The sequence below is a fragment of the Rahnella rivi genome, assembly GCF_019049655.1.
Lineage (GTDB): Bacteria > Pseudomonadota > Gammaproteobacteria > Enterobacterales > Enterobacteriaceae > Rahnella > Rahnella rivi.
On sequence record NZ_JAFMOX010000043.1, the window covers coordinates 33,653 to 53,594 of the forward strand.

Here is a 19,942-nt window from a genome sequence, read left to right on the forward strand (position 1 = left end):
AACGGCGTCAGAAAATTTACTGCGGGAAAATTGTCGGAAAGATGGGCAGTGTTTACTGTGCCGTGACGGCCTGACTGGAAGGCACCGGCCCCAGCGTATTGGAGGGCAGATTGTCGATATCCGCCTCAATCATCAGCGCGACGCGCTGGCTCAGGGTGCCCATGTCGGTATCCCCCTGATAAAGCGGAAAGGCCGCAATGGTATCGTCCGGGCGCGGCGTGGCAACGTTAACTAAAAACGTGGTCGGCGTGGCGATGGGCAAGCCATTGCCAAAAAACGTCATAATTTCCCCCGCCAGCGGTTCATTGGCGCCGCGTTTACGGGGAATAAGGGCCACCGGAAAGGACGTATCGCCATAGCCGTCAAGCGTATAGGGATAAACCTTGATTCCGACCTCATCTGACCACTGCTTTAACTTCGGGTCGAATTTCGCACTGTACGGACACCCCCGTTGCATAAACACCACGATGGCGTAGTTGTTCAGGTTCACCTCGCGTCCGTCGGTGAGCGTCATCATGTGCGGCGCACGGTCTGAGGGGGAGCGCGCCTGCGGTAATCCCAGGTCAGGCAGCGCCGGTGACCAGTTGGTTTGTGTCTTGGACTTTTCCAGCGCCGCTATCTGGTCGGCCACGGTTGCGTGCGCGGCCAGCGGAGCCATCAGGCAAAAGAAAGGCAACAGAAAGGTGAGTTTCACGATTTTGCCTCCCGGTTCTTCCTGCGCGCCTTACGGTGTGCGAGGACTTCTGACGCGATAAGCACAACCAGCGACAGGATAAGACAGGTGAAGGTTGAAAAAACCAACACCTGTCGCGTCAGCGTCGCCGAGTAGGCCAGCAACTCACTCAGGCAGTTAGCGATGATGCCAAGCAGAAATAACACGGCCACAACGGGCAAATTATTCATGTTTTTTCTCCTGTTTCCCGCCCTGAACAGCAATCCCAAAAGCCACAACGGGCGTCCGGCCTTTACGTCCCACCATCAGCCAGCGTGCGGCAAAATAGACACACGCGTAAAGCGTGGTGAGAAGCCCGTAGAGAGTCAACAGGTTGTGATTAAACCCCGTGATATAGGTTTCACGGCGCACCTGTTCGGGGACACATTGGTAAGGTGACGGCGTTACTGGTTGCGGTATAGCCCGTTCATTGACTGTCATGCCCGCCGGGAGAGCAGCACATCCCCATACGTTACCCGGCGCGGCCCCCTCCACCAGCCCTTCGGCCTGACGGATGACAAATGCTCCCGACGAAGGCCAGGCATTAACCACGATAAAGAGAAAGAAAATAAACACCGGCCCGATAACCATGATATCGAGCGCGAGCCTGACCGCAGCCCAGCCGGCTGCGGCGCCCGTTTTGAGCGCTGAAAGTTGCATGAGAAATCCTTGGTTCTGAAGAAGGGGTAAACGGGGGTTAGTCGGTGATGTCTGCCGCGTAAGGCACGATACGTTCACCGACACTCAGGAAGGAGCAGAGCAAGATGAAATCGCCTGTCCCCTGCTGTGGGCAATAGTCAAAGTTCAGCATGTCGTCCCTGAAGTGCGCCTGTATCGCACTTTCCAGCGCATGACCGTCCAATCCGGGGCGCGTTGAAAATGTCACAACGTCATACTCAATGCCGGTGAACGTTTCACCTTCCCTGATGCTTTCAATATTAAGGACAATGCTTTGCATAATGGGCCGCCCTTTAGAAGTTAGGTTTGAAACCCGTTGCCACGTTCAGAAAACGCCTGGCCAGGTCATCCTGTGTCATAAAGCCATAGGCCAGCGGACGAAAGTCGCGGGAGGCCGGGTTAACCAGGAATAAGGCGGGGAAATGACTGATGCCCATCCGAGCACTTTGCCCTTCGTCCTGGCGGCTGTCCGGCACCTGCGGGGAGATTTGGCCGTCCACGCTCACCGGAATTAACGAGATATGCCGCGTGCGGGCAAAGTCAGCCACCACCCCGGCCATCTGCGCATCAATCGGGTCACTGCCGCGATAGAAGTAAAACATCCCGTACTGGGCAGACAGTTCGCTGATGGCCTGTGCCTGTTTGGCCTGGTCGCTGGCCTGCTGCAGCGGTGCCGTACTGTTGTAGTGCGGGTGTTCGAGGTTGTAATCCAGATCGGGATGATCCAGCTGAGCCACCGCAAACGACTGGCTGAACATCGATGCCCTGTCCGTCCAGAACTTCTGCCAGCGCAGGAAGGTGGCGGTATTTTCGCTCGACGGGTTAAGAATGGCCCGGTCCAGCGCCTCCTTCGTGTAACGCTTGAGCACTGCCGCCTGCTCTGACGGTGACAGCTTGCTAAAATCCGGCACTTGCGGGTATGGAGCCGGTTTGGGTGCCGGCGTGTCCGCCGGCTTCTTCGGTTCGTTGTACCAGTGCCAGCCGGTGAACGGATCCGCCGGTGTTACCACCGCATCAGCCGGTGTATCTGTACCGTCCGCCCACGCCGGGAGCGCGAGACTGAGCAGGCAGGCAAACCACAGTGTTTTCATCATTTCCCTCCGCCCTGCGCGTTAACCTGCGCCGCAATCCGGTCTTTCACCTGCTGAACCATCACCGACGAGTTCGGGATTTTCTGGTTGGTCATCAGGTCGCTGTAGAAATCGGCAAAGTTAATCAGGTCGAAGTTGATGGCCTGCAGCTCAGGGACAGTGATCCCCCGGCAGTTCGGTGAATCACCGCTGCCAAAACTCACACCCAGCTGATCGCGCCGCCCCTGTTCCTGAATAATGCGGGCCAGCTTGCCCCCGAACACGCAGTACACCTGTTTTTTCTGAATACAGACGCCCAGCACGGCGCGGTTGCAGGCTTCACCGACGCTGACCACCACCTTTTTCGCCTTGGCCTTGCCGATAGCCATTTCATCACTGTTGCAGTTCGCCAGCCCGGCGTTGTTCCCCCAGCCGGAGTCCACGCAGCAGTTGGAGAATCCCGCCATTGCCTTGCGACAGGACATGGCCTGCCCGGTAAAGGCTTTGATGTTGATCTGGTCGTTGACCACGTCGTCACCGGCTGAAGCCAGTCCCGCGAGTTTGGCCACCGCCGTGTCAAAACCGCTGTCGCCGGCGCCGTTGGTATCGTCACAGTCCCCTGACATGCACAGGTAATTGCCCCCGCAGAGTTTGCCGGTTGAGGTATAGGTCTGCTGACACTGATACGTGACCTGTTGGTGTGAACATTGTCCGGCCGTTTGTTCGGTACAACTGCTCCCTGCGACGGTACAACTGGCATCAGACATTAAAGAGGCACAGTTACCGTTGCTGGCCGGCGTTGTGAGATAGGTATCGGTATACTGCCAGCAGTCGCTGTAAACGGTGTAAGTCTGCCCGTCCACAACGGTCGTTCTGTTGCCACCACCCACGGTGCACTGTGTGCTGATTAACTGGCCGCCAACACTCTGGTCATCACAGGCCTGCTGAACGTTTGTCTGAGGTTGATACGTTTGTACGGTAGTCACAGCCGTCATGCTGAGCGTCATCGAGTCGTCGCCAATGTTGAATTCATTGATAATACCGTCAAGAAATGTCGTTGCTCTGGAGGCATTACCGATGCTTATTACAACTGTGATCGTTTCTCCCTGATTGATGTGATAACCGGAGACTGAAAGATTTTGTGTCGTGGATCCCGACGTCCGGTTAGGCACCGTGACGCTATTGCCTAGAACGCTTACCGTGGCTTTTCTTGCCACATAACCCGTCCAGTTAAAAGAAGCCTGCTGTATATCCCCGGTAAACGGCGCAGTGAACGTGGCGTGAACCTCAAGATTAACGCGGGAATATGAAAAATCATGAGTATTGATCACCGCCGTCTGATTGGTCTGCGTCGTCACATACGTCCCGCCTATCGTGACGGCGCGGTTACAACTTTGGGTCACCGCCACATCTTTGTCGCAGGTGTAATTCTGGAAGGTGCTTTTACTGACGACTTTGTCCGTACACTGGTCATAGGTACCGTTGACGACCGTGCCGGCAGTGCTCTCAGCATCCTTGCCGGTGGTAATGAACGGTGCCTTGGGGTCAATGGTCACCGCCGGATTGGTCGTGCCGGAACTGATAATGGCCTGCCCGGCATTGTTCTGGCCGAGTTCGGTCTGTCCTTTGTCACTGATACCGCCGTCCCCACCCTGCACGCCCCCGTAATACCCGCTCTGTGACGGACTGGCGGTGTACCCCGGAATGACGGTCGAGGGTGAGGTGTTTTTCATCCCCGAGGTGCCCTGACTGCTGTTAGATTTTCCATAGCTGGAACCGGCATTAAAAGCATCGCTGACGGCATCGGCCTGTGCCCCCTGGGCACACAGCAACAACAGTGACAAAACCAATCGCTTCATTATTTCCCCTCCGCCGTTTTCAGCAGCTGTGTCGCCATCGCCGCACAGTCTCCCCGGCGCACGACTTCTTCGAGTGCCTGCTTAACCGGCAGGCTGCCGTAAAGCACGTCAAATTTGCCCTGACAGGTGACCACCAGCGCGGGCACAGCCTTGATGCCGTATTGCTGATACAGCGTCGGGTCAATTTGCACTCCCGCCTCTTTGTCCTTCTTGGACAGCTCAAACATCACCGAGGCCGTTTTGCGAAAATCGTTATCCAGCAGGCCGCGCAGCGTCGCCGGTATACCAAAGCGGCGGGCATCGGCGAGCATGGGCAGTAACCCTTCTTCCGGAATGCCCAGACTCACAAAATAGAGCGCCTGCGGCGTGGGCCGGTCGGCGCTGTTCTGGTCAGCCTGGGACGCGGCGATTTCGTTTTGCAGCTGAGACACCTTATTTTGCTGTGCCGGTTGCAGGGTAATGTTCATGCCCTTCAGCTGCGCCTGAAACTGCTCAAGCTCAGTTTGCTTTTGCTTCATGTACGCCATATCGCCGGCGGACACGGTGGGTTGCTCGGCTGCCTGCACGGATTGCGCGCAGAACAGCGCGGCGCTGAGCGTCAGCGCCGTCATCAGGGGTCTGTTCATGGAAGGTCCTTACAGATAAGCGCAGTTACGCTTTCGCCACAGAAGGTAGCCGAAGTTCTTTTTGGATGTCGGAGCGTTATGTATCGAGCCCCACAGCTGGGTGGTCGTGCCAAAGGGGTGGCAGTCGCTGGCTTCGGGGTACATGTTGACCATCTGATATCGCCAGCGAGATTTCGGGATAATCGGGGACGGATACTCGTAGCACACCGCCACGTCCGCCCCGACCGTCTCCATCACGAGTCCCTCCCTGTGCAGTTTGAACGCCATCCGTTCGCTGACCAGAACCGATGCCTCAAGCGGCGAAAACTCGTTGCTGGTGTAGCCCGTGAAGGGGTACATCGACCCCTGCGCACCGGCGCACCAGAACAGCGGATCCAGCGGTACACCGGCTGTGGAGGCAATCGAGTCGGCGGCGCAGGCCCCCTGTGCCAGCAGGTTAGAGAACAGGCTCACTTCGGGGTTGATGATCATCGACAGCGTGCTGTCATTCCACAGTGGATCAACCTCGGAAAGGTAAGCAATATCCATGTCGCCGGTCTGCATGCAGCCGGTGCTGGTGATGATATTCAGCCAGTAAATCAGCGGATATTTGTACCAGTGCACATGGTAGAACGCGCCGGGTGAAGGCTTGTCGCTCTGCCCACCAGTGCCGGTGCCTGTCCGTCCAAGGTCAATTTTAAACCCACCCATATTGACCATCACGCCAGGTTCGCGCGTCACGTCCGTCAGGGCAACGGGTTCCCAGAAACCGATGGCCAGCCCCAAGCGGTAAAAAATGCCGTAAGGGCACAGCTGTATAGGTGATGCCGGATTGGGGGTATCAGGGTGTGAACCGGAAGCAAGCTGAATGCTGCCGAGCGTCATGGGAAACAGGCATTTCCAGCAGACATCGCTGATAGGGTTCACCCAGCGGCCGTCTCCGGCGTTCGTACTGGCCGCCTGTACAGGCGCGCACAGAAAGGCCGTCCAGATTAAGGTAAGGCAGAGAATGAGTTTGCGCATTCTTCCTCCGGTGCCCGGATAGCCGGAACAATCTTCCAGCCCAGCCGTTCACAGCTGTCGACAAGCTGGATCAAAAACTTCGGCGACCGCCCGGACTGCATCTGATAGGCGATATCGTATTCAATGTCCGTGCCCAGCACGGTCAGAAACTCTTGTCGCGCCCTTTCGACTTCTTTGGCCAACGCGTCGAGGGTGCCGCCCGGCAACAGCGGAGCCGGTGCTACTTCACGGTCAGACAACGTGTAGCCAGCCCGTAGCAGTCCCCGAACAAAACCGGAGAAAATGGCGTCAAAATACGCCTCATTCATCTGCAAATGTAAGGCTTTACCTGTGATGACGGCCGGATATCTGAACACCATCGAGGTGTTGCCCTCAGCGTCCGGCGCCTCCAGCGGGTGTTCTTCGGTTTCCGCTTTATCACGCAACCTGAAGTAGATTTTGATGACTACTGCGAGGAGAATAAAAATGAAGACTTCCAGTAAAAATAACTTTTGATAAGTGGTCAGTGATGCGAAAAGATCAAGAATGCTCATGCTTATTCAACCTTCTGATAAGGTGTGAAAGAGGCCACGTATAATCCGCGCTGACGCAATCGCCTGAGCATCCGGTGCACCTTCTGTGCACTTTCACCGGCAGCGATCTCCCTCCGGATTTGGGCTATTTTCTCTTCGGGTTTGATGTGGGCTGGCAGTGTGCCAACCCAGGTGTCAAGCAGCAGGTTAGCCAGCTGTGTGAGTACGATTTCAGGCACAGAAACTTCGTATAAAGGATTGGTACTCAGAAAAAGCCCGTGGTCTTTAAGCAGGTGCTCCAAATCGAGGGCCACCGCCAGGTAAAGCGCCTCTTCCTGCCCGCCGATATCCGCCCTACCCTCATGCCGACCGATAACGCACGTCAGCAACGGCTTTAGCCATGATTTAATCGGGTTCACAGTGTTGGACTTTCCATTCACACACTCCTTTCTTTAGACAGCGGTCCGTGACGCTGAAGTACCGTGCGAATATCGTGCTCATTCAGTGACGCCAGGATGAGCGAGGTGCGAAGCTCGGCGCTCAGGGCCAGCAGCGTCTGCAGTGCCGCGCGGATAACCACCGATTCGGTGTAAAGCGGGTGTTCTTCTGTCATGGCCCGCAGGCCGTTTTTATCGGTGTCGCCCAGCCGCACGGTGGTGGCAAAGCGTTTGATGTTATCCGCGTCGTGATTGTCTTTAACGCAGTGATTCATTTCAGTGCCACCTCCTCGACCTTGAGCGTCCTGTCGTCGCGGCTGATACGTACCGGCGTATGCTCGAAGCCAAATTTTGTTGTCAGTATGCCGTACTGGTCGAAGTACACCGGTTCATCCAGCGCATTGCTGCTGTCCCGGATATTGCCGTTCACCAGAATGACTTTGAAATTAACCTGCCCGGCCAGCTGCTGTTTCACCCACTTCATCTGCGCGGGGTTGTCGCCGTCAATGAAGTACAGGGTTTCGCTAAACGGCACTTTATCCAGCGGATTGATCTGGTCACCGGCACGGGCGATCACGTTACCGCGCATATCGCGGATAGTTTCACGCACGGTAAACGTCGGATCATAGTGCAGCGTGCGGTCGGCTTTCGCCGGGGTCAGGCCCGCCACCGGATCGGGGCGAACGGCGTGGGCTTTCACCCTGGCTTCGGCTTCGCGCTGGATCCTGTCCATCTCACCGCTGTCTTTCATGCCCTGCAGGCGCTGGCCGATAAAATCCAGCAGATCAGGCTCGGCTATCGGAAACAAATGACCAATAGCGCCCAGATCCTTTGCCCCTGCTGACAGGCTGAATAAGCTTGCCAGCAGGCAGATAACCCAGCGTGATGTCATGGTACCTCCTGCATGCGGTGGGCAATGTCCGCCTGGATCTGAGGCGTGATGTCCAGTACGGGCATCACCACCGCTGGCGGCACCAGGATCAGGTCACCGTGCGCCTGCTGCCAGTCATTCAGGCTGGCTTTAAGCGCCTGATCAAACCGGGTGGTCAGCACCCGTGCGCTGTTCTCATCCAGCTGCTTTTTAGCCGACTGCTGCATAAACAGAGCGATAGTGCCCTTCATGTCAAAGACCACCGTCCGGCGCTGAAATTGTTGAGCGACCAGTGCACTGATACCGGCACACACCGTGACCAGCAGTGCCAGCAACAGTGCCACCGCCACAGGCCGCACGAATTTCTTGTTAAAAAAACCGGCCTTACTGGCCGGTGTGATGCTGATGCCCTGCCTGATGTTTTGCGCATCGATATCGGTTTCATTCACGGTTGATTTCCTCGGTTTCTTTCACACTCAACCCTGCCCAAATTTCCAGCTCGCGGATCTCGTCCTGATACATGTAGGGTTCACAGGCCAGCAGGTAGGCCGCCTCTTCACTCGTTGCCCCCGCATCCTGCGCCTCGCTCATGTACTGGAAATCCTGCCCGCGCGTACTGAACATCGCCCGCGTGACCGGATCGACGAAAACGCGATGGAAGGAACTGTTTTCCCCGGTCGAAATCATCACCGAACTGAAGCCCGTTTCTTTCGCTGGCTGGAAGCCGCGAATGACCTGCGTTTCCAGCTCGGTAAATTGGTCAGGGTTGGCATTGAGGTAGGTTTTAAAGGCTTTGGCATCCTGCAACAGCGTCACCTTCGTCCCGCTACAATCCCAGGCTGCGGCCGCCGCCGGCGGTGCGGCCTGGTCTTTGGTACCGGTGAAGTCCTTAATCCCCTGCGTGATGGTGATGAAGGCCCCACGGTGACGACGCACCGTCCGGTAGCCGGTTTCGATAAAGCGTGCGGCATGCGGGTTAGAGCCGCTGAACAGACGCCAGGCTTCGTCGATAATGGCCACTTTTTTCAGGTCACGCGGCGAGTGGTACATTTTTTCCTGTATGGCCAGAATGAGCGAATACAGGATGGCGGACAGCAGGTGTGGCTGATTTTCCAGGCTCAGCAGCTCCAGCACGGCAAAGCGTGTTTCGCCATCGAGCGTCGGATTGTCGGAGTTGAAGTATTCGCCGTTCGCCCCCCAGGTACACCAGCGGTCGAGCAGCAGAACCAGCTCGTTAATACGGTCACGGATGGTCGGCTGGGATTCGTAAGTGGTCGTGACTTCTTGCGAAATCATGTACGCCACCACGTCATCAATACGGGCTTTGTTGGCTTTCTCTTCCCAGGCCGCGACCACGCCTTTGAGCAGAATGGTTTCGCTGACCTTATCCAGCGGCTCGTTAGGGCTGGCCAGTACGGTCAGCAGGCCGGTGATGCCTTCTGCCGACTCTTTAATGTCCACCACGTTCGCAAAGGGATTAAAGCGTAGGGTGGCACCGTCCAGGTATTTCCCGCCGGCTTGTTTACAGAAGTTTTTGTAGCTCGCCCCCATGTCGATCACCCAGGCGAAGCCGTGGGAGTTCAGCACCTGCCGCAGGATTTCCTGAATAAAGAAGCTTTTGCCCGCGCCGGTGGTCCCCGTCACCGCAATGTTGTAGTTGGTGCTGCCACTGGTTTCGCTGAACATATCGAAAAATGCCAGCTGGTTGCGGTAGGTCGGCAACGGGCTGCCTATCGGTGACATTTGCCGCTCAGCCACAACCGGCATCAGGTTGACGGCGTTAAAGCTTTTACAGCGCAGTGTCGAACCCATCACCACCATGTCTTCCCACAACCCCTCCTGCATCATGAAGGGGAAGGAGCTGATCCAGTTTCGCAACTGCTGAAAGCGCGGGGCGGAGATTTCCAGGTCATTTTTGCGAAAGACGTTAATGGCCGCCAGTTCACACGACTGTTGTTCGCTGGCGTCATCCGGCGTGAACAGGGTCAGATTCAGCGAGAAATTGCACATGGCAATTTCGTTACTGGCCAGCCCCTGCCGCAGGTCACGCCACTCTTCATACGCCCGCTGGGTGCCGGGGAACAGCTTGGCGTAGGATGTGCCGGCTTTCTTACCCAGATCCTGCTCTTTACGAAACGCGTCGTTCTGGCTTTTTACCTGATCTTCCACGGATACCGTCCAACTGAGGATGAACGGACAGGGAATGCCCAGGTCAGGAAAGCGCATGTTCTGCAGGTTATCTGACGCCTGCCAGAGCGCAAACCGCGCCGGGGCTTTAGTCAGCTGCATATTCACAATACGGGTGCTAGCGACGACGGTATCGCGGCTGTCCCCGAGGATACGGTCCTCCGGCTGACGCGCGGTAGTAAGCCGCAGATAGCCCGGATGCACTTCCATTTCGGTACTGTGGTCGACGCACTGGCGGTGCAGTTCCTGGTCGGTGTTCCAGTGATCGGGACTGCGGGTCACCTGTCCCGGCCGGTAGTTAAGCTGTTCCCGCATGACCGACAGGAATTCAGGAGCACCGACGCGGCGGGTTTCCATATGGGCTGCCATCAATGAGACTCGCAGCGTCTCCCGCAGTTGCACAACGGCGTCCATCGCCCGGATCCCCCCTCGCCCTGAACGGGCATACACCAGAAACGCGCGGTAGTTACGCAGATAAAGCGGGTATTCCCGGTCGTTACTGAGTCCCTTCAGGGCCGCCCGCTCCCAGTAGGCTTTGGTGATGGCGTTAAGCGGTTTCGCCATGCTGCCTTTCCACATGTCCTTACTCAGGCCATTGTCGAGCATCTCACCCACGCACTTACTGGCCACCATCAGCACGGTAATTGGCGTTTTTCGGGGCATTTTTTTGCGCAACAGGTCATCGAGGGCCTGTACAACTTGCTGATTGGCCCCGGCCAGCGGAGCCACTTCCATGATGAAACCGATGGAGCGGCTGTTGATAAACAGTTCGGTTTTTTCATCATACATTCGGTAGGGCAACAGGCTGGTGATGGACGGATAGCTCAGGCTTTGCTGCAACATGTCGGCCGCCGTCTTTGCCCCGCCCTCATCTTTACTGCCGGCAAAAATGTTGGCCAGCTGGTCTAACCAGGAATCGCTCATGACATCCAGCCTTTTTCTATGTGTTGCAGAGAATAAAAACAATACGGGACCGCGTTGCAGAATATTCCCCCGGCGTCGTTGGGGATATCGCTTCGGCGCGGTTCTGCCTGCGTAATACGGTTCAGCGCGGACGGCATGTCGAATGTCTTACCGCTTCCCGTCGTCCCAGCACCCATAACGCACCAGGAACAGGCATCACGAGACTGATAAAACAGGTCTATGCCTGCCAGTCGATACTGCAGGCAGCGCAGGGATGACGCCGGCACCGGCTGCGCGTTAATAAATTCGGTCGTTAATTTTCGTTTCATTGGCCTCATTCCCCTTCACTGATCACGCGAAAATCGGCATCCCAGCGGGATTTATTCTTCACGAACTCGACCACGGCAGGCTGATGAAAGCTGTCTTGTTCATCCACCCAGGGGGCGATCCACAGGCGCTGCGTGGCATCGGGAATACGACGGGCGTCCACCTGCCCCGGACCGGCATAGTCTGCCGGGGTGACGGGGCGTATTGCCGATAGCCCGCTTGAGCTACTGCCGGTCACAGGGATCGTTGACGCCCGCAGCATGGCGTCGTTATTCGATACTGGCGTGCCAGCTATAGGGCGCGGTGCCAGACCCGCGACGCTGATGGGACGGTCAGGCGACACGTTGGGTTTGATGTTTGCCGTGGTTGCCAGTGACTCAGCGGCAGGCTTTGGGGCGGTCTGCGCCGCCGCCGTCAAGTCATCAAGGCTTTTGCCTTTAGCCGCCAGGTGACTGGCGTCAGACATGGACAGACACTGGTCGGTGGCCGTCTTGTTGCAGTCAAAATCTGAGTTCATACCGGCGCAGCCGGTGAGCGCGGCGCACAGCAAAGCCGCACCTAAAAGTTTACAAGGCATAGAAACTCCGGAATAAAGTGAGGTAACGGTGTAAATAAGGGAAACGCGAGGGTAAACGTCAGGCTAAGGGATTTTTTTCACTGATGTCTTATCGGCAAGATCCGTCGTTAAAGTTCAGCAAAGAAGCATCCTAAGACCACCGCGACCATCTCCCCCAGCAAAACATATGAAAAATTGATGTCCGGATAACCGGGGACACGCCACATGATGAAAAGGAAACCAGCCCACCACAACAACCCAGCCACCCAGGAAACGAAAATCGTCCCGAGGACAGTCCAGATGGAAAATGTCTCATTCCTGGCAACCTGACTGATAATAAACAGGAAAACTACGACAACAAGCAGACCAAGACGCCAGTAGGTCCACTGCTGAACGATGACCCCCTCTCGTAGCAGGTAAGCCCAATACAACAAATACCCCACCACCAATAGGGTGAGCAGGACCAGCGGCACACGGTTGTTTTTGCTAATAAACGTCATTCCCAATACCTCGTAAAAATTGAAGACTCGAAGATAAGGGGAATGGCGGCCAGAAAATAAGACGCGCCCCCCAGATAATAAAACGCATCCGGGTTCACAAACGCTACCCAGGGATGCCAGAGTGCAATACTGCCCAGTCCGAATACAACGCCATACAAAACCCAGGGAACCACTATTAAGATGTTCGCGACGATGAGATTTTCCGAGCAATCAATAGGAATAAACCACGCCAGCCCTAAAAATAAGCAGGCGATCATGGCAAAAATTCGCCACGCCATCCATTCTGCCGGCATGAACGCGACGTCCATCAGTTTTGCCCAGCCACCCAGCAGGGTAATCAACAACAGCACGAAGAGAAAAAACGACGGCCGGTACAACGCCTTAACCGCTCTCATTACACTTTCCTCAGTTGATGGTGTCGCCCACATGCAGCGCCCTGGCCTGACGCAGAGCGTCGTCCTGGTTCACGTTGCCCCCTACCGGGTGGCGTCGCGTTCCCTATTTGGTCACTGGTTTGGGTACACTCTAGCCTTTCAATGTCGCTGAGCAGCGCCGCCAGTTCGCAGGAGGACGCTTTACATTTCCAGGCCTGGCGGTAACGCACTTTTAATGCGCCGAGCCTGATACTTTGCTCCCGATTTTTCACCACGCCCCCTTTTATGCCGCCGCCGCCCGCCCCAACACCCGGACACGCAGCGCGTCAGGTGCTCTGCGCCCCATAATTTCAAGCTTCATTTCACGGTTCATCACCGTGAGCAGTAGCATGGCGCGCTTCGTTCCGTTGGGCTCATGCCACACCCCCTCCAGACCTTCAAACACACCGTTTAACACCTCAACCCGGTCGCCATGTGCAGGCCCCGTAGGGGCAGGCGAAAGACAGTCATGATTTTTTAACTTCTCTATATCTTCATCAGGGATGACGGAAGGCAGGCCACCAAAGCTTATTAACGACGCAATGCCGCGTGTGCTTTTTATGGTGGTGGTGTGGATCACCTCCGGATCAAAGCGAACGAAGATATAACCGGGGAAAAGCGCCTGCGGCGCCGCAGCCCTGGTGTGGCTGGATTTCACAATTTGCTCGGTGTACAGCGGCAGGAAACACGTCACACCCTGATTACCCAAATGCTGCTGGGCACGTTTTTCCTGTGCATACTGCGTCTGTGCAACGTACCAGTATTCCATATCCCTTCCCCCTGTCAGTTAATGGTATCGCCCAGCTTCAGCTGGCTCGCCTGACGCAACACTTCATCAGGATTGAGGACGGCGGCACGGGTGACGTTATTCACCTGCGTGGAGGCATTACCGGCCACCTGCTGCACGTTGTTCTGTGCATCACCTTTTTTGTCTTTATCAGCTTCAATGTCTTCAATGGTTTCCAGCCGGAAACCCTGCTGGAAGACCACGGTCACGCTGTTGCCCGCGCCGATATCAATCACCGGGTGATACTGCTCAGCCCGTTTTATCCAGTACTGGCTGAGCGTGTCAGCCGCCTTGCTGGCACCGCCGCCAATCCCCTGCTTAAACACATCGCCGGCACCTACTGATGCCGTGGCACCCAGTCCGACTGACGGCGTTGCGGCTGACTTGATGCCCTCCCCGAAGCCAGAGAGCAGCCCTGCCATACCGGCGTAGCCGATAATCTGACCGTTACGCATCACCGGCTTGCCGCGAATACCCTGCTTGCCCTGATAGGCCACGTGGCCGTCAAACGGCATGTCGATATGCTTGCCGTTTTTCAGGATACAACTGATGTTTTTGGTTCTGACCTCACCGCGTTCGCTGGAGATGTCGCCCCAGATTTCGCCGGTGACGCGACACTGGTCCATGTTGTAGGTTTTGCCGTTGGGCATGGAGACATCCCCAATCAGGGTGATGACCACGGGAGAGGTGTTCTGCTGACCGGTCACGCTGGCGTTGGCATCGGCCCCTTCAATCATTACCGCTTCCGAGAAGGAGCCGGACGGTATCCACGGCAGTTTGGTTTTCCTGGCCTGCAGTGAGGTATAGCTGAAGGTTTTACTGGTCATGCCCCCCAGATGGCCCGAGCCGGTGCCGGGGTAAAAACCGGTACCCTGTCCCTGACCTTGCCCCGGATAAAACTGACTGCCCTGCCCGCCCCCCGGCCCACGGCTGGGGTCGGTAACGTTCCACTGCACTGGCCCGGATGGCGGTGCGCTGGGCACGGGCGCAGAAGGCGGCTGACTTTGCAGCTTACTCATGGCGTCCATGATTTTAGAAAGCTGTTGCTTGAGGGCTTCGTTTTGCTGCTGCTGGTCGGTTTTGAGCTGGTTCACGCTGCTTTCCAGCGCCGAGGTTTTATTTTGCTGCTGGGCCAGCGCCGCCGTGGCCAGGTTGTCGGTAAAGGAGCTGGTGACCACGCTGCCGGTCATGTCCACCACTTTTGGCTTGGTCGCGTTCTTCAGCGACGCCTGATGGTGGGTGTAGGCCCATATCCCGCCCCCGACGCCGAGTGCCACCGCGACGCACACGCCGGTCATCACCCACTGTTTGCGGCGGGTGGCGGTGTTGATGTTGCTCATACCCCGCCCTCCGTCGCCGTGGAGAAGATAACCCACACGTACCCTTCGCCGCTGGCGTAGAGGTTATGGGTGGACAACATCACGGCCCGGACGCCCTTCTGCCAGAACTGTTTCTCTGAAAGCGATCGCGTAATGTAGCCGGTGTTCTTCATGCGGTAACGCATGACCAGCAGGTGCGAGCCGACCAGTTGGCGTTCCGGGGTCAGCAGGACACCCGGCATCGGATTGTAGGCGGGTCCGCGTGCCGCTTTGGCTTCGATATAGCTGTCAGGTACGCCGCCGTTCACCACCGTGCGGGCCACGCTCACCAGCGTTTTCTCCCACGGCTGGCTTTCCTCCCAGGCTTTCGCATCCGGGTTGGCCTTCAGCGGCACCGACGCGGGGATAAGGTGCAGCGTATGTCCGCTGCCCGGTTTTGGCGTCACGTCCAGAGAAGCGCCGATACCGTTGGCCGTTTCCAGAAAGAGCGTGAAGTTCTGACCGGTCAGCGGCGTGATAAGCAATGCCCCGTCTTCGGTGTTTTCCTGGGTAAAGGCACCGTCGGGGCCGGTTACGCGGGTGATAAGTTCACCCTCGATGACAATTTTGTTCGGGCTGGTGTTGCTCAACTGCGCTTTCAGGTGCGCATCATTTTCAAATACGGTGCCGGCCGGACCACTGACGTCGGCCATCGCCGCAGGTGCGAGGCAAAGGCCGGCGACGAACGCGGCAAGAAATCGTGCTTTCATGCGGTTATCCCTGATGCTGTTTTGACACGGGTTGAGGGGGCTGCACTTCGGGGAAGGCGGTCAGACGGATGATGCCGTCCACATATTTCACGTTGAGCCGGTAGGCTTTATGCACATCGGGGATGTCTAGCTTCAGGCTGCCGTTAGAGGTGCTGGCAGAGAGCGTACCGCTGACGATGATGTCTCCGGTCGCCGAGTCGAACGCCTCATCCTCGATGCGAAACACCGTGGAAATGCCGTTCTTCTTGATGTAATCCGCCTCGACGGCCAGCGCTTTTTTCAGCTCAGAACGGGCTTCGGGCGGTACCCAGCGCAACAGGGCGGCGTGCTGGCTGTCAACGGTGTCAGGCGTCACGCTCAGACGTAAGTTAACAAACGAGCGCACCAGCATGTTGTTCAGGTTGGCATCCCCCTGCGACGCGTCGGAGGTGAATGACCGGTCAAATAACATCGGAGTGGTGATGGTTTTTTGCGTGGACGCAAAATGCCAGGCCATTGCACCGGTGATGCAGGTGCCCACCAGGCTCAGAGCAAGGAGCGAACCGAGTGACGCCAGAGCCAGCATCGTCACCCGGTTTCGCGTTTCTTTCACTTGGTACTTCATCGTTTCTTCCTTCGGGCAGGGAAAGGGCGCCACCCGAAAGTGGCGCATACGCTACTGCATCCAGTGACGGTTGCCTGAATCAGGCACCCGCCTGAACTGCACCCGGAAAAGTACCGTTGGCAGATACCAGTAAAGAAGGTTTAAGAGCCACCATGAGCCCTGACCTTTTTTAAGATGTCGGATAAGCAGCCAAAGGACGGCACCCACGCACAGCATCACGATAAAAATGTCGCAGAAGAACCCCGTCACCCCGCAGGCTAAAAGCACAAAGGCTTCCTCGGGTGGCAGTCCGGCAACGCGTTTTTGCTGATTGAGAGTTTCCGGGAATCGATACTTCAACGAGTCCTGGTCCATAGAAGGAATTAAGCGATGAGGGCGAAGAAAGCGCGGGTGATAAGAATAAGCATAATAAGACCGGCAAATACCATCGGGTTACGGGTTTTAATAAAACCGGTCACCGACACGATAATTTCCGCAACATATAACACCCACTCCACCGTCGAGCCGTGACCAAAAGTATCATTGGCATCCGCTTTTTGCGTAGCCATTAAATCCACAGCGTGAGCCAGGTGGGGAGAAATAACCACCGCGAGGGCCAGTGCAAAGAAAATAAGATTTCGCCGGGCGGCGGGAGACTGCGAAATAACAGGTTTAATACGGTGAGAATAAAAAGCACTAAAGTAAAACTGGAGGTTGCCGATAAGCCCCTTCTGAAGATTTTGTTCCCCATCAGGCAAAGCTACCGCTACCCCCTCCGTCATTCCGGAATTGGTTATCACTGATTTCATTATGAAAAACCTCGATTTGAGTAATAAACATGTCAGCGTGCGTAAACAGACGTAACGCCCGCCTATCTTACATTGAGTCAAAAAAAAAAAAACTGTGACACATATCACAGTTTTTTCACTTTCTAAGATTTTTCTTACCCTTCACCGGTAGTAGGCTCACACTCTCATTTCCTGTGTTATTTCAATCAGGCACAAAAATATGAAAGTGAAAGAGAAGATATACGAACGGCGCGGCCGTCCGAGAAAATATACGATGGGCGAAGTGCGTTACCGCGTACTCTGGGCGCCTGAAAATTTATTGCTGGAGTTGCGCATTGCCGCCCGCGTTCGCGGGGTAAGCATGAACGATGAGGTGGTGGGCCGGCTGATTCAGTCGTTGGATTTCACCCCAAAAAAACCCATTATTAAAACGGAGGAGGGAGAACGATTATTGGCCCTGGCCCGCTTGTTTGATGGGTTTATTCAGGCGCACCTGGATATGCTGAGGGAAAAATATGCCCAGGAAGCAACGGTGGTGGATGACAAGCGGCAGTTTGTGGCCGGTAAAATGCGAAGATTCAGCAGCAGTTTTCCGGTGAATTTAAAAAAGGACATGGAAATCAGCGCGCGGTTTAATCAGCGCAGTATGAATCAGGAAATCGTTCAGCGCCTGTTGGGGTCACTCAATTACTTCACTGAGCAGCAGTTGCCAGAAAATGAGGAAATAAAACGACTGCGTTCGCTGGCGATGCTGTTCGATGAATTCATTGTGTCGAAGGTGGCGGTGGCTGAGAACCCGTTAACGGATAGGGAAAATAACGTATTGGGATCTTAGTTATCCTGAAAAGATATGCCGGGTAGTCAGCCCGGCATAAACTTCACTCTTCTGCGATAAAATGTTTTGATTCTGACCTGTCTTCTGTGGCACTCATGCCGGAGAGGTTTCGGTCGAGCAGTTCCTCCAGTTTTTCATTCACGCTCTCGCCGCGCAGCTGCAAATACATTTCTGACATCATGGCCATCATAATGCTGATACCTTCACGGCTGCCGGAAACTTTTCGTATTAAGTCGCGGTTAAATCCTTCCATGTCAAAGCTATTTCCTTCGCCCTGGTGTTTTTTTACCATCAGCCCGATGTTAACCAGTTCATTGACCACGGAGGAGAAGTTCACCTCGCCGTGCGTGGCCCCGTTTTGCAACTCAATCTGCACCAACTCCAGCACATCCCTTTCGGTCTTTTCTTTGAAATAAATATTGCGTCTGGCCATTTATTTTTCCTGTGTGTCCGGCAGGGGTTTATTGCCGGTGATGTTCGCGTTATTTCCCGACGTATTAGGCAATCGCACGGGTGAGATAAAGCGAAAGGTGTTATTCTGTTGGTGGCGATTATTCTGCCGAAACTTAGTGTGTGTCAATACGGCAATGCAAATTAACATCTTCCGTTTTGGTTTGGGTGTGTCAATCAGGCACTGTGGAAGAATTTCATGTGTGTCAATCAGGCACTGTATGCCAATTTTCGGTATGTTAATCCAACACTACACAGTATTTTGATGTGTGTTAATCAGGCATCATGCCGTAAATAATGGTGTGTTGATTAAGCACCATACCCCATTTTTAGCTATTTAATTTATTGATTTAAAACAAAACACATCATTACCACACCATACAGTGCTGGTTAGAGTGCCGAATTAACACACTATCAGGCACTGCAAGCACACACAATACGGCACCCTAATAACACACCTTTCAGCACTGCAAAGTGTGCTAATTAGCACACACTTTTCGGGATGCTTGCAAATTTACATCAAAAATCACGGTTAAACGTATGAATTAAAACAACAAAACCGCAAGATGGAATCTTGCGTGGGGTGTGATGTAAGTAGTAAGTAAAAGCGGCCTGGTGAAATATCCCTATTCTGTTTATTTATTTAATTACGTGGTGAAGTTAGAAGGCGTTCGCAGAGCGCCATGTGCGCGTCTGTAACTAATTATCTTGCATCAGGTAAGGTGAAAGCGTATTTTCGCCAGAAATCACGCCGCGCTTATCCGGCGCATTCCTGGGGGATATAAAATAATGAAATGGTTTACTCTGCTCACGCTGGCGGCGGTGTTTTCTGCCCAGGCCAGCCCGGAAATGTGTTTTAACAAAGCGGGCCGCGATTACGGTATTGATCCCCTTTTGCTGACCGCTATTTCAATAAAAGAGTCGCGACTGAGAATGGACGCCATCAATGACCGTAACCGGAATAAAACAGAAGATGTCTGCGGCATGCAGGTTAACAGTTCACATTATGCGGCGCTGCGAAAATTTGATATTACCCGTGAACGGTTACTGAAAGAACCCTGTACCTGTATTTACACCGGCGCCTGGGTGCTCGCGCACAATTTCCGGGCTTACGGTAAAAACTGGGACAGCGTCGGAATGTATAACACCGGTCCGTCACCGAAGCTCATCGTGCAGCGACGCGCCTACGCAACCGCTATTAAAAATATATATCGCATCCTGCTGGCCACACAAATGATTCAAAATAAACAAACCGCCCTGCGTGACGAAAAACCGCTTCTGGCCAGGTCAACGGCATCAGCCAATACAGACGCAAAAAGAAACGTTCAATAATGAAAGTGTGAGGCGTGCGTATACGTTTTCTGATTTGAAGGCGCGGGAAGGGAAAATAAGAAGGAAGGATTATCGGGTAATGATGTCAAATATCCGGCGCTTTTCGATAACGCCGGACAGATAAACCGCTACCATTCAAAAACATCGTACCCGTCAAGAGTATCAGCGTCCGGGTCAAAACAGATCATCCCGATTTGATGTTGTTTCCGCATACAAAACACTAACTTCCTGACGGGCTTTGAAATCCCGATTTATTTTAATTTCAATACTGGATATCGGTATTCACGCAGCATTAAAAGATAGCCATAGCCTGTATCAAATACCCAGGGGAATTTTTCCCAAACGTATTGCGATAAAATTTCTCCATCGCCCGGCGTTATATGTGCCGTGCTGCATGTCATGCCGTGAATCTTTTCCATGCTGTTGACCTTATACACAGGGAGAGC

At 54.8% G+C, this 19,942-nt stretch carries 28 protein-coding genes; 2 read left to right on the forward strand and 26 right to left on the reverse strand.

Going from position 1 to position 19,942, the window contains the following annotated elements:
• Positions 1-52: 52 nt before the first annotated feature.
• The 24 genes from trbB to J1779_RS02580 all read right to left on the reverse strand — a co-directional run bounded on the left by trbB (position 53) and on the right by J1779_RS02580 (position 16,900).
• Entirely contained in the window at positions 53-694 is a 642-nt protein-coding gene (gene trbB / locus J1779_RS02465; RefSeq protein ID WP_217202778.1) for an F-type conjugal transfer protein TrbB, read from the reverse strand.
• Positions 691-903 carry a hypothetical protein gene (locus J1779_RS02470; protein ID WP_134706914.1) on the reverse strand — a complete coding sequence of 71 codons (213 nt, stop codon included), beginning with the start codon at positions 901-903 and terminating at the stop codon, positions 691-693. The genes trbB and J1779_RS02470 overlap by 4 nt, the downstream gene beginning before the upstream one ends.
• On the reverse strand, positions 896-1,372 hold the full coding sequence (locus J1779_RS02475) for a hypothetical protein (RefSeq protein WP_217202779.1): 477 nt from the start codon (positions 1,370-1,372) through the stop codon (positions 896-898). The genes J1779_RS02470 and J1779_RS02475 overlap by 8 nt, the downstream gene beginning before the upstream one ends.
• 37 nt (positions 1,373-1,409) lie before the next feature.
• Positions 1,410-1,670 carry a hypothetical protein gene (locus J1779_RS02480; protein WP_217202780.1) on the reverse strand — a complete coding sequence of 87 codons (261 nt, stop codon included), beginning with the start codon at positions 1,668-1,670 and terminating at the stop codon, positions 1,410-1,412.
• A 13-nt stretch (positions 1,671-1,683) separates the two neighbouring features.
• Positions 1,684-2,481, reverse strand: a complete 798-nt coding sequence (traF, locus tag J1779_RS02485) for a type-F conjugative transfer system pilin assembly protein TraF (RefSeq protein ID WP_217202827.1) — start codon at positions 2,479-2,481, stop codon at positions 1,684-1,686.
• On the reverse strand, positions 2,481-4,319 hold the full coding sequence (gene traN, locus J1779_RS02490) for a type-F conjugative transfer system mating-pair stabilization protein TraN (protein WP_217202781.1): 1,839 nt from the start codon (positions 4,317-4,319) through the stop codon (positions 2,481-2,483). Before traN ends, traF begins: the two co-directional genes overlap by 1 nt.
• The gene (trbC, locus tag J1779_RS02495; RefSeq protein ID WP_217202782.1) at positions 4,319-4,945 is read right to left on the reverse strand and encodes a type-F conjugative transfer system pilin assembly protein TrbC; all 627 of its coding nucleotides are present in this window, start codon (positions 4,943-4,945) and stop codon (positions 4,319-4,321) included. Before trbC ends, traN begins: the two co-directional genes overlap by 1 nt.
• Positions 4,946-4,954: 9 nt before the next feature.
• Complete coding sequence (traU, locus tag J1779_RS02500; RefSeq protein WP_183850556.1) at positions 4,955-5,947, reverse strand: conjugal transfer pilus assembly protein TraU; 993 nt, start codon at positions 5,945-5,947, stop codon at positions 4,955-4,957.
• Positions 5,917-6,480 (reverse strand): hypothetical protein, encoded by a 564-nt coding sequence (locus J1779_RS02505; RefSeq protein WP_217202783.1) that lies wholly within the window; start codon positions 6,478-6,480, stop codon positions 5,917-5,919. The genes traU and J1779_RS02505 overlap by 31 nt, the downstream gene beginning before the upstream one ends.
• 2 nt (positions 6,481-6,482) lie before the next feature.
• Positions 6,483-6,878: a hypothetical protein gene (locus tag J1779_RS02510; protein WP_321186563.1), complete on the reverse strand. Its 396-nt coding sequence runs from the start codon at positions 6,876-6,878 to the stop codon at positions 6,483-6,485.
• 17 nt (positions 6,879-6,895) lie between these two features.
• Positions 6,896-7,171: a hypothetical protein gene (locus tag J1779_RS02515; protein ID WP_014695883.1), complete on the reverse strand. Its 276-nt coding sequence runs from the start codon at positions 7,169-7,171 to the stop codon at positions 6,896-6,898.
• Positions 7,168-7,788: a type-F conjugative transfer system protein TraW gene (gene traW / locus J1779_RS02520; RefSeq protein WP_217202784.1), complete on the reverse strand. Its 621-nt coding sequence runs from the start codon at positions 7,786-7,788 to the stop codon at positions 7,168-7,170. The genes J1779_RS02515 and traW overlap by 4 nt, the downstream gene beginning before the upstream one ends.
• Positions 7,785-8,216, reverse strand: coding sequence for a type-F conjugative transfer system protein TrbI (gene trbI / locus J1779_RS02525; RefSeq protein ID WP_217202785.1), 432 nt, complete (start codon positions 8,214-8,216; stop codon positions 7,785-7,787). Before trbI ends, traW begins: the two co-directional genes overlap by 4 nt.
• Positions 8,209-10,878, reverse strand: coding sequence for a type IV secretion system protein TraC (gene traC / locus J1779_RS02530; protein WP_217202786.1), 2,670 nt, complete (start codon positions 10,876-10,878; stop codon positions 8,209-8,211). Before traC ends, trbI begins: the two co-directional genes overlap by 8 nt.
• Positions 10,875-11,186 carry a hypothetical protein gene (locus J1779_RS02535; protein WP_217202787.1) on the reverse strand — a complete coding sequence of 104 codons (312 nt, stop codon included), beginning with the start codon at positions 11,184-11,186 and terminating at the stop codon, positions 10,875-10,877. The genes traC and J1779_RS02535 overlap by 4 nt, the downstream gene beginning before the upstream one ends.
• Positions 11,187-11,191: 5 nt before the next feature.
• Positions 11,192-11,761 carry a type IV conjugative transfer system lipoprotein TraV gene (gene traV / locus J1779_RS02540; RefSeq protein WP_217202788.1) on the reverse strand — a complete coding sequence of 190 codons (570 nt, stop codon included), beginning with the start codon at positions 11,759-11,761 and terminating at the stop codon, positions 11,192-11,194.
• 107 nt (positions 11,762-11,868) lie between these two features.
• Positions 11,869-12,240 (reverse strand): hypothetical protein, encoded by a 372-nt coding sequence (locus tag J1779_RS02545; RefSeq protein WP_217202789.1) that lies wholly within the window; start codon positions 12,238-12,240, stop codon positions 11,869-11,871.
• Positions 12,237-12,668: a hypothetical protein gene (locus J1779_RS02550; RefSeq protein ID WP_217202790.1), complete on the reverse strand. Its 432-nt coding sequence runs from the start codon at positions 12,666-12,668 to the stop codon at positions 12,237-12,239. The genes J1779_RS02545 and J1779_RS02550 overlap by 4 nt, the downstream gene beginning before the upstream one ends.
• A gap of 229 nt (positions 12,669-12,897) precedes the next feature.
• Positions 12,898-13,422 (reverse strand): transcription/translation regulatory transformer protein RfaH, encoded by a 525-nt coding sequence (gene rfaH, locus J1779_RS02555; RefSeq protein ID WP_217202791.1) that lies wholly within the window; start codon positions 13,420-13,422, stop codon positions 12,898-12,900.
• Positions 13,423-13,436: 14 nt separating this feature from the next.
• Positions 13,437-14,780: an F-type conjugal transfer pilus assembly protein TraB gene (gene traB / locus J1779_RS02560; protein WP_217202792.1), complete on the reverse strand. Its 1,344-nt coding sequence runs from the start codon at positions 14,778-14,780 to the stop codon at positions 13,437-13,439.
• The gene (gene traK / locus J1779_RS02565) at positions 14,777-15,508 is read right to left on the reverse strand and encodes an F-type conjugal transfer protein TraK (RefSeq protein ID WP_217202793.1); all 732 of its coding nucleotides are present in this window, start codon (positions 15,506-15,508) and stop codon (positions 14,777-14,779) included. The genes traB and traK overlap by 4 nt, the downstream gene beginning before the upstream one ends.
• Positions 15,509-15,512: 4 nt before the next feature.
• Positions 15,513-16,112 carry a type IV conjugative transfer system protein TraE gene (locus J1779_RS02570; RefSeq protein WP_217202794.1) on the reverse strand — a complete coding sequence of 200 codons (600 nt, stop codon included), beginning with the start codon at positions 16,110-16,112 and terminating at the stop codon, positions 15,513-15,515.
• Positions 16,113-16,163: 51 nt separating this feature from the next.
• The gene (gene traL / locus J1779_RS02575; RefSeq protein WP_037035618.1) at positions 16,164-16,466 is read right to left on the reverse strand and encodes a type IV conjugative transfer system protein TraL; all 303 of its coding nucleotides are present in this window, start codon (positions 16,464-16,466) and stop codon (positions 16,164-16,166) included.
• 8 nt (positions 16,467-16,474) lie between these two features.
• Positions 16,475-16,900: a type IV conjugative transfer system pilin TraA gene (locus J1779_RS02580; RefSeq protein ID WP_217202795.1), complete on the reverse strand. Its 426-nt coding sequence runs from the start codon at positions 16,898-16,900 to the stop codon at positions 16,475-16,477.
• Positions 16,901-17,099: 199 nt separating this feature from the next.
• Between J1779_RS02580 and J1779_RS02585 the strand changes: the two genes are divergently transcribed.
• On the forward strand, positions 17,100-17,714 hold the full coding sequence (locus J1779_RS02585; protein WP_217202796.1) for an Arc family DNA-binding protein: 615 nt from the start codon (positions 17,100-17,102) through the stop codon (positions 17,712-17,714).
• A 43-nt stretch (positions 17,715-17,757) separates the two neighbouring features.
• On the opposite strand, the gene J1779_RS02590 is transcribed toward J1779_RS02585, so the two are convergent.
• Entirely contained in the window at positions 17,758-18,147 is a 390-nt protein-coding gene (locus J1779_RS02590; protein ID WP_217202797.1) for a relaxosome protein TraM, read from the reverse strand.
• An 806-nt stretch (positions 18,148-18,953) separates the two neighbouring features.
• On the opposite strand from J1779_RS02590, the gene J1779_RS02595 reads away from it, so the two are divergent.
• Positions 18,954-19,496 (forward strand): lytic transglycosylase domain-containing protein, encoded by a 543-nt coding sequence (locus J1779_RS02595; RefSeq protein ID WP_217202798.1) that lies wholly within the window; start codon positions 18,954-18,956, stop codon positions 19,494-19,496.
• A gap of 251 nt (positions 19,497-19,747) precedes the next feature.
• Here J1779_RS02595 and J1779_RS25815 read toward each other — a convergent pair whose 3' ends face one another.
• Positions 19,748-19,915 (reverse strand): DUF5983 family protein, encoded by a 168-nt coding sequence (locus J1779_RS25815; protein WP_217202799.1) that lies wholly within the window; start codon positions 19,913-19,915, stop codon positions 19,748-19,750.
• Positions 19,916-19,942: the final 27 nt, after the last annotated feature.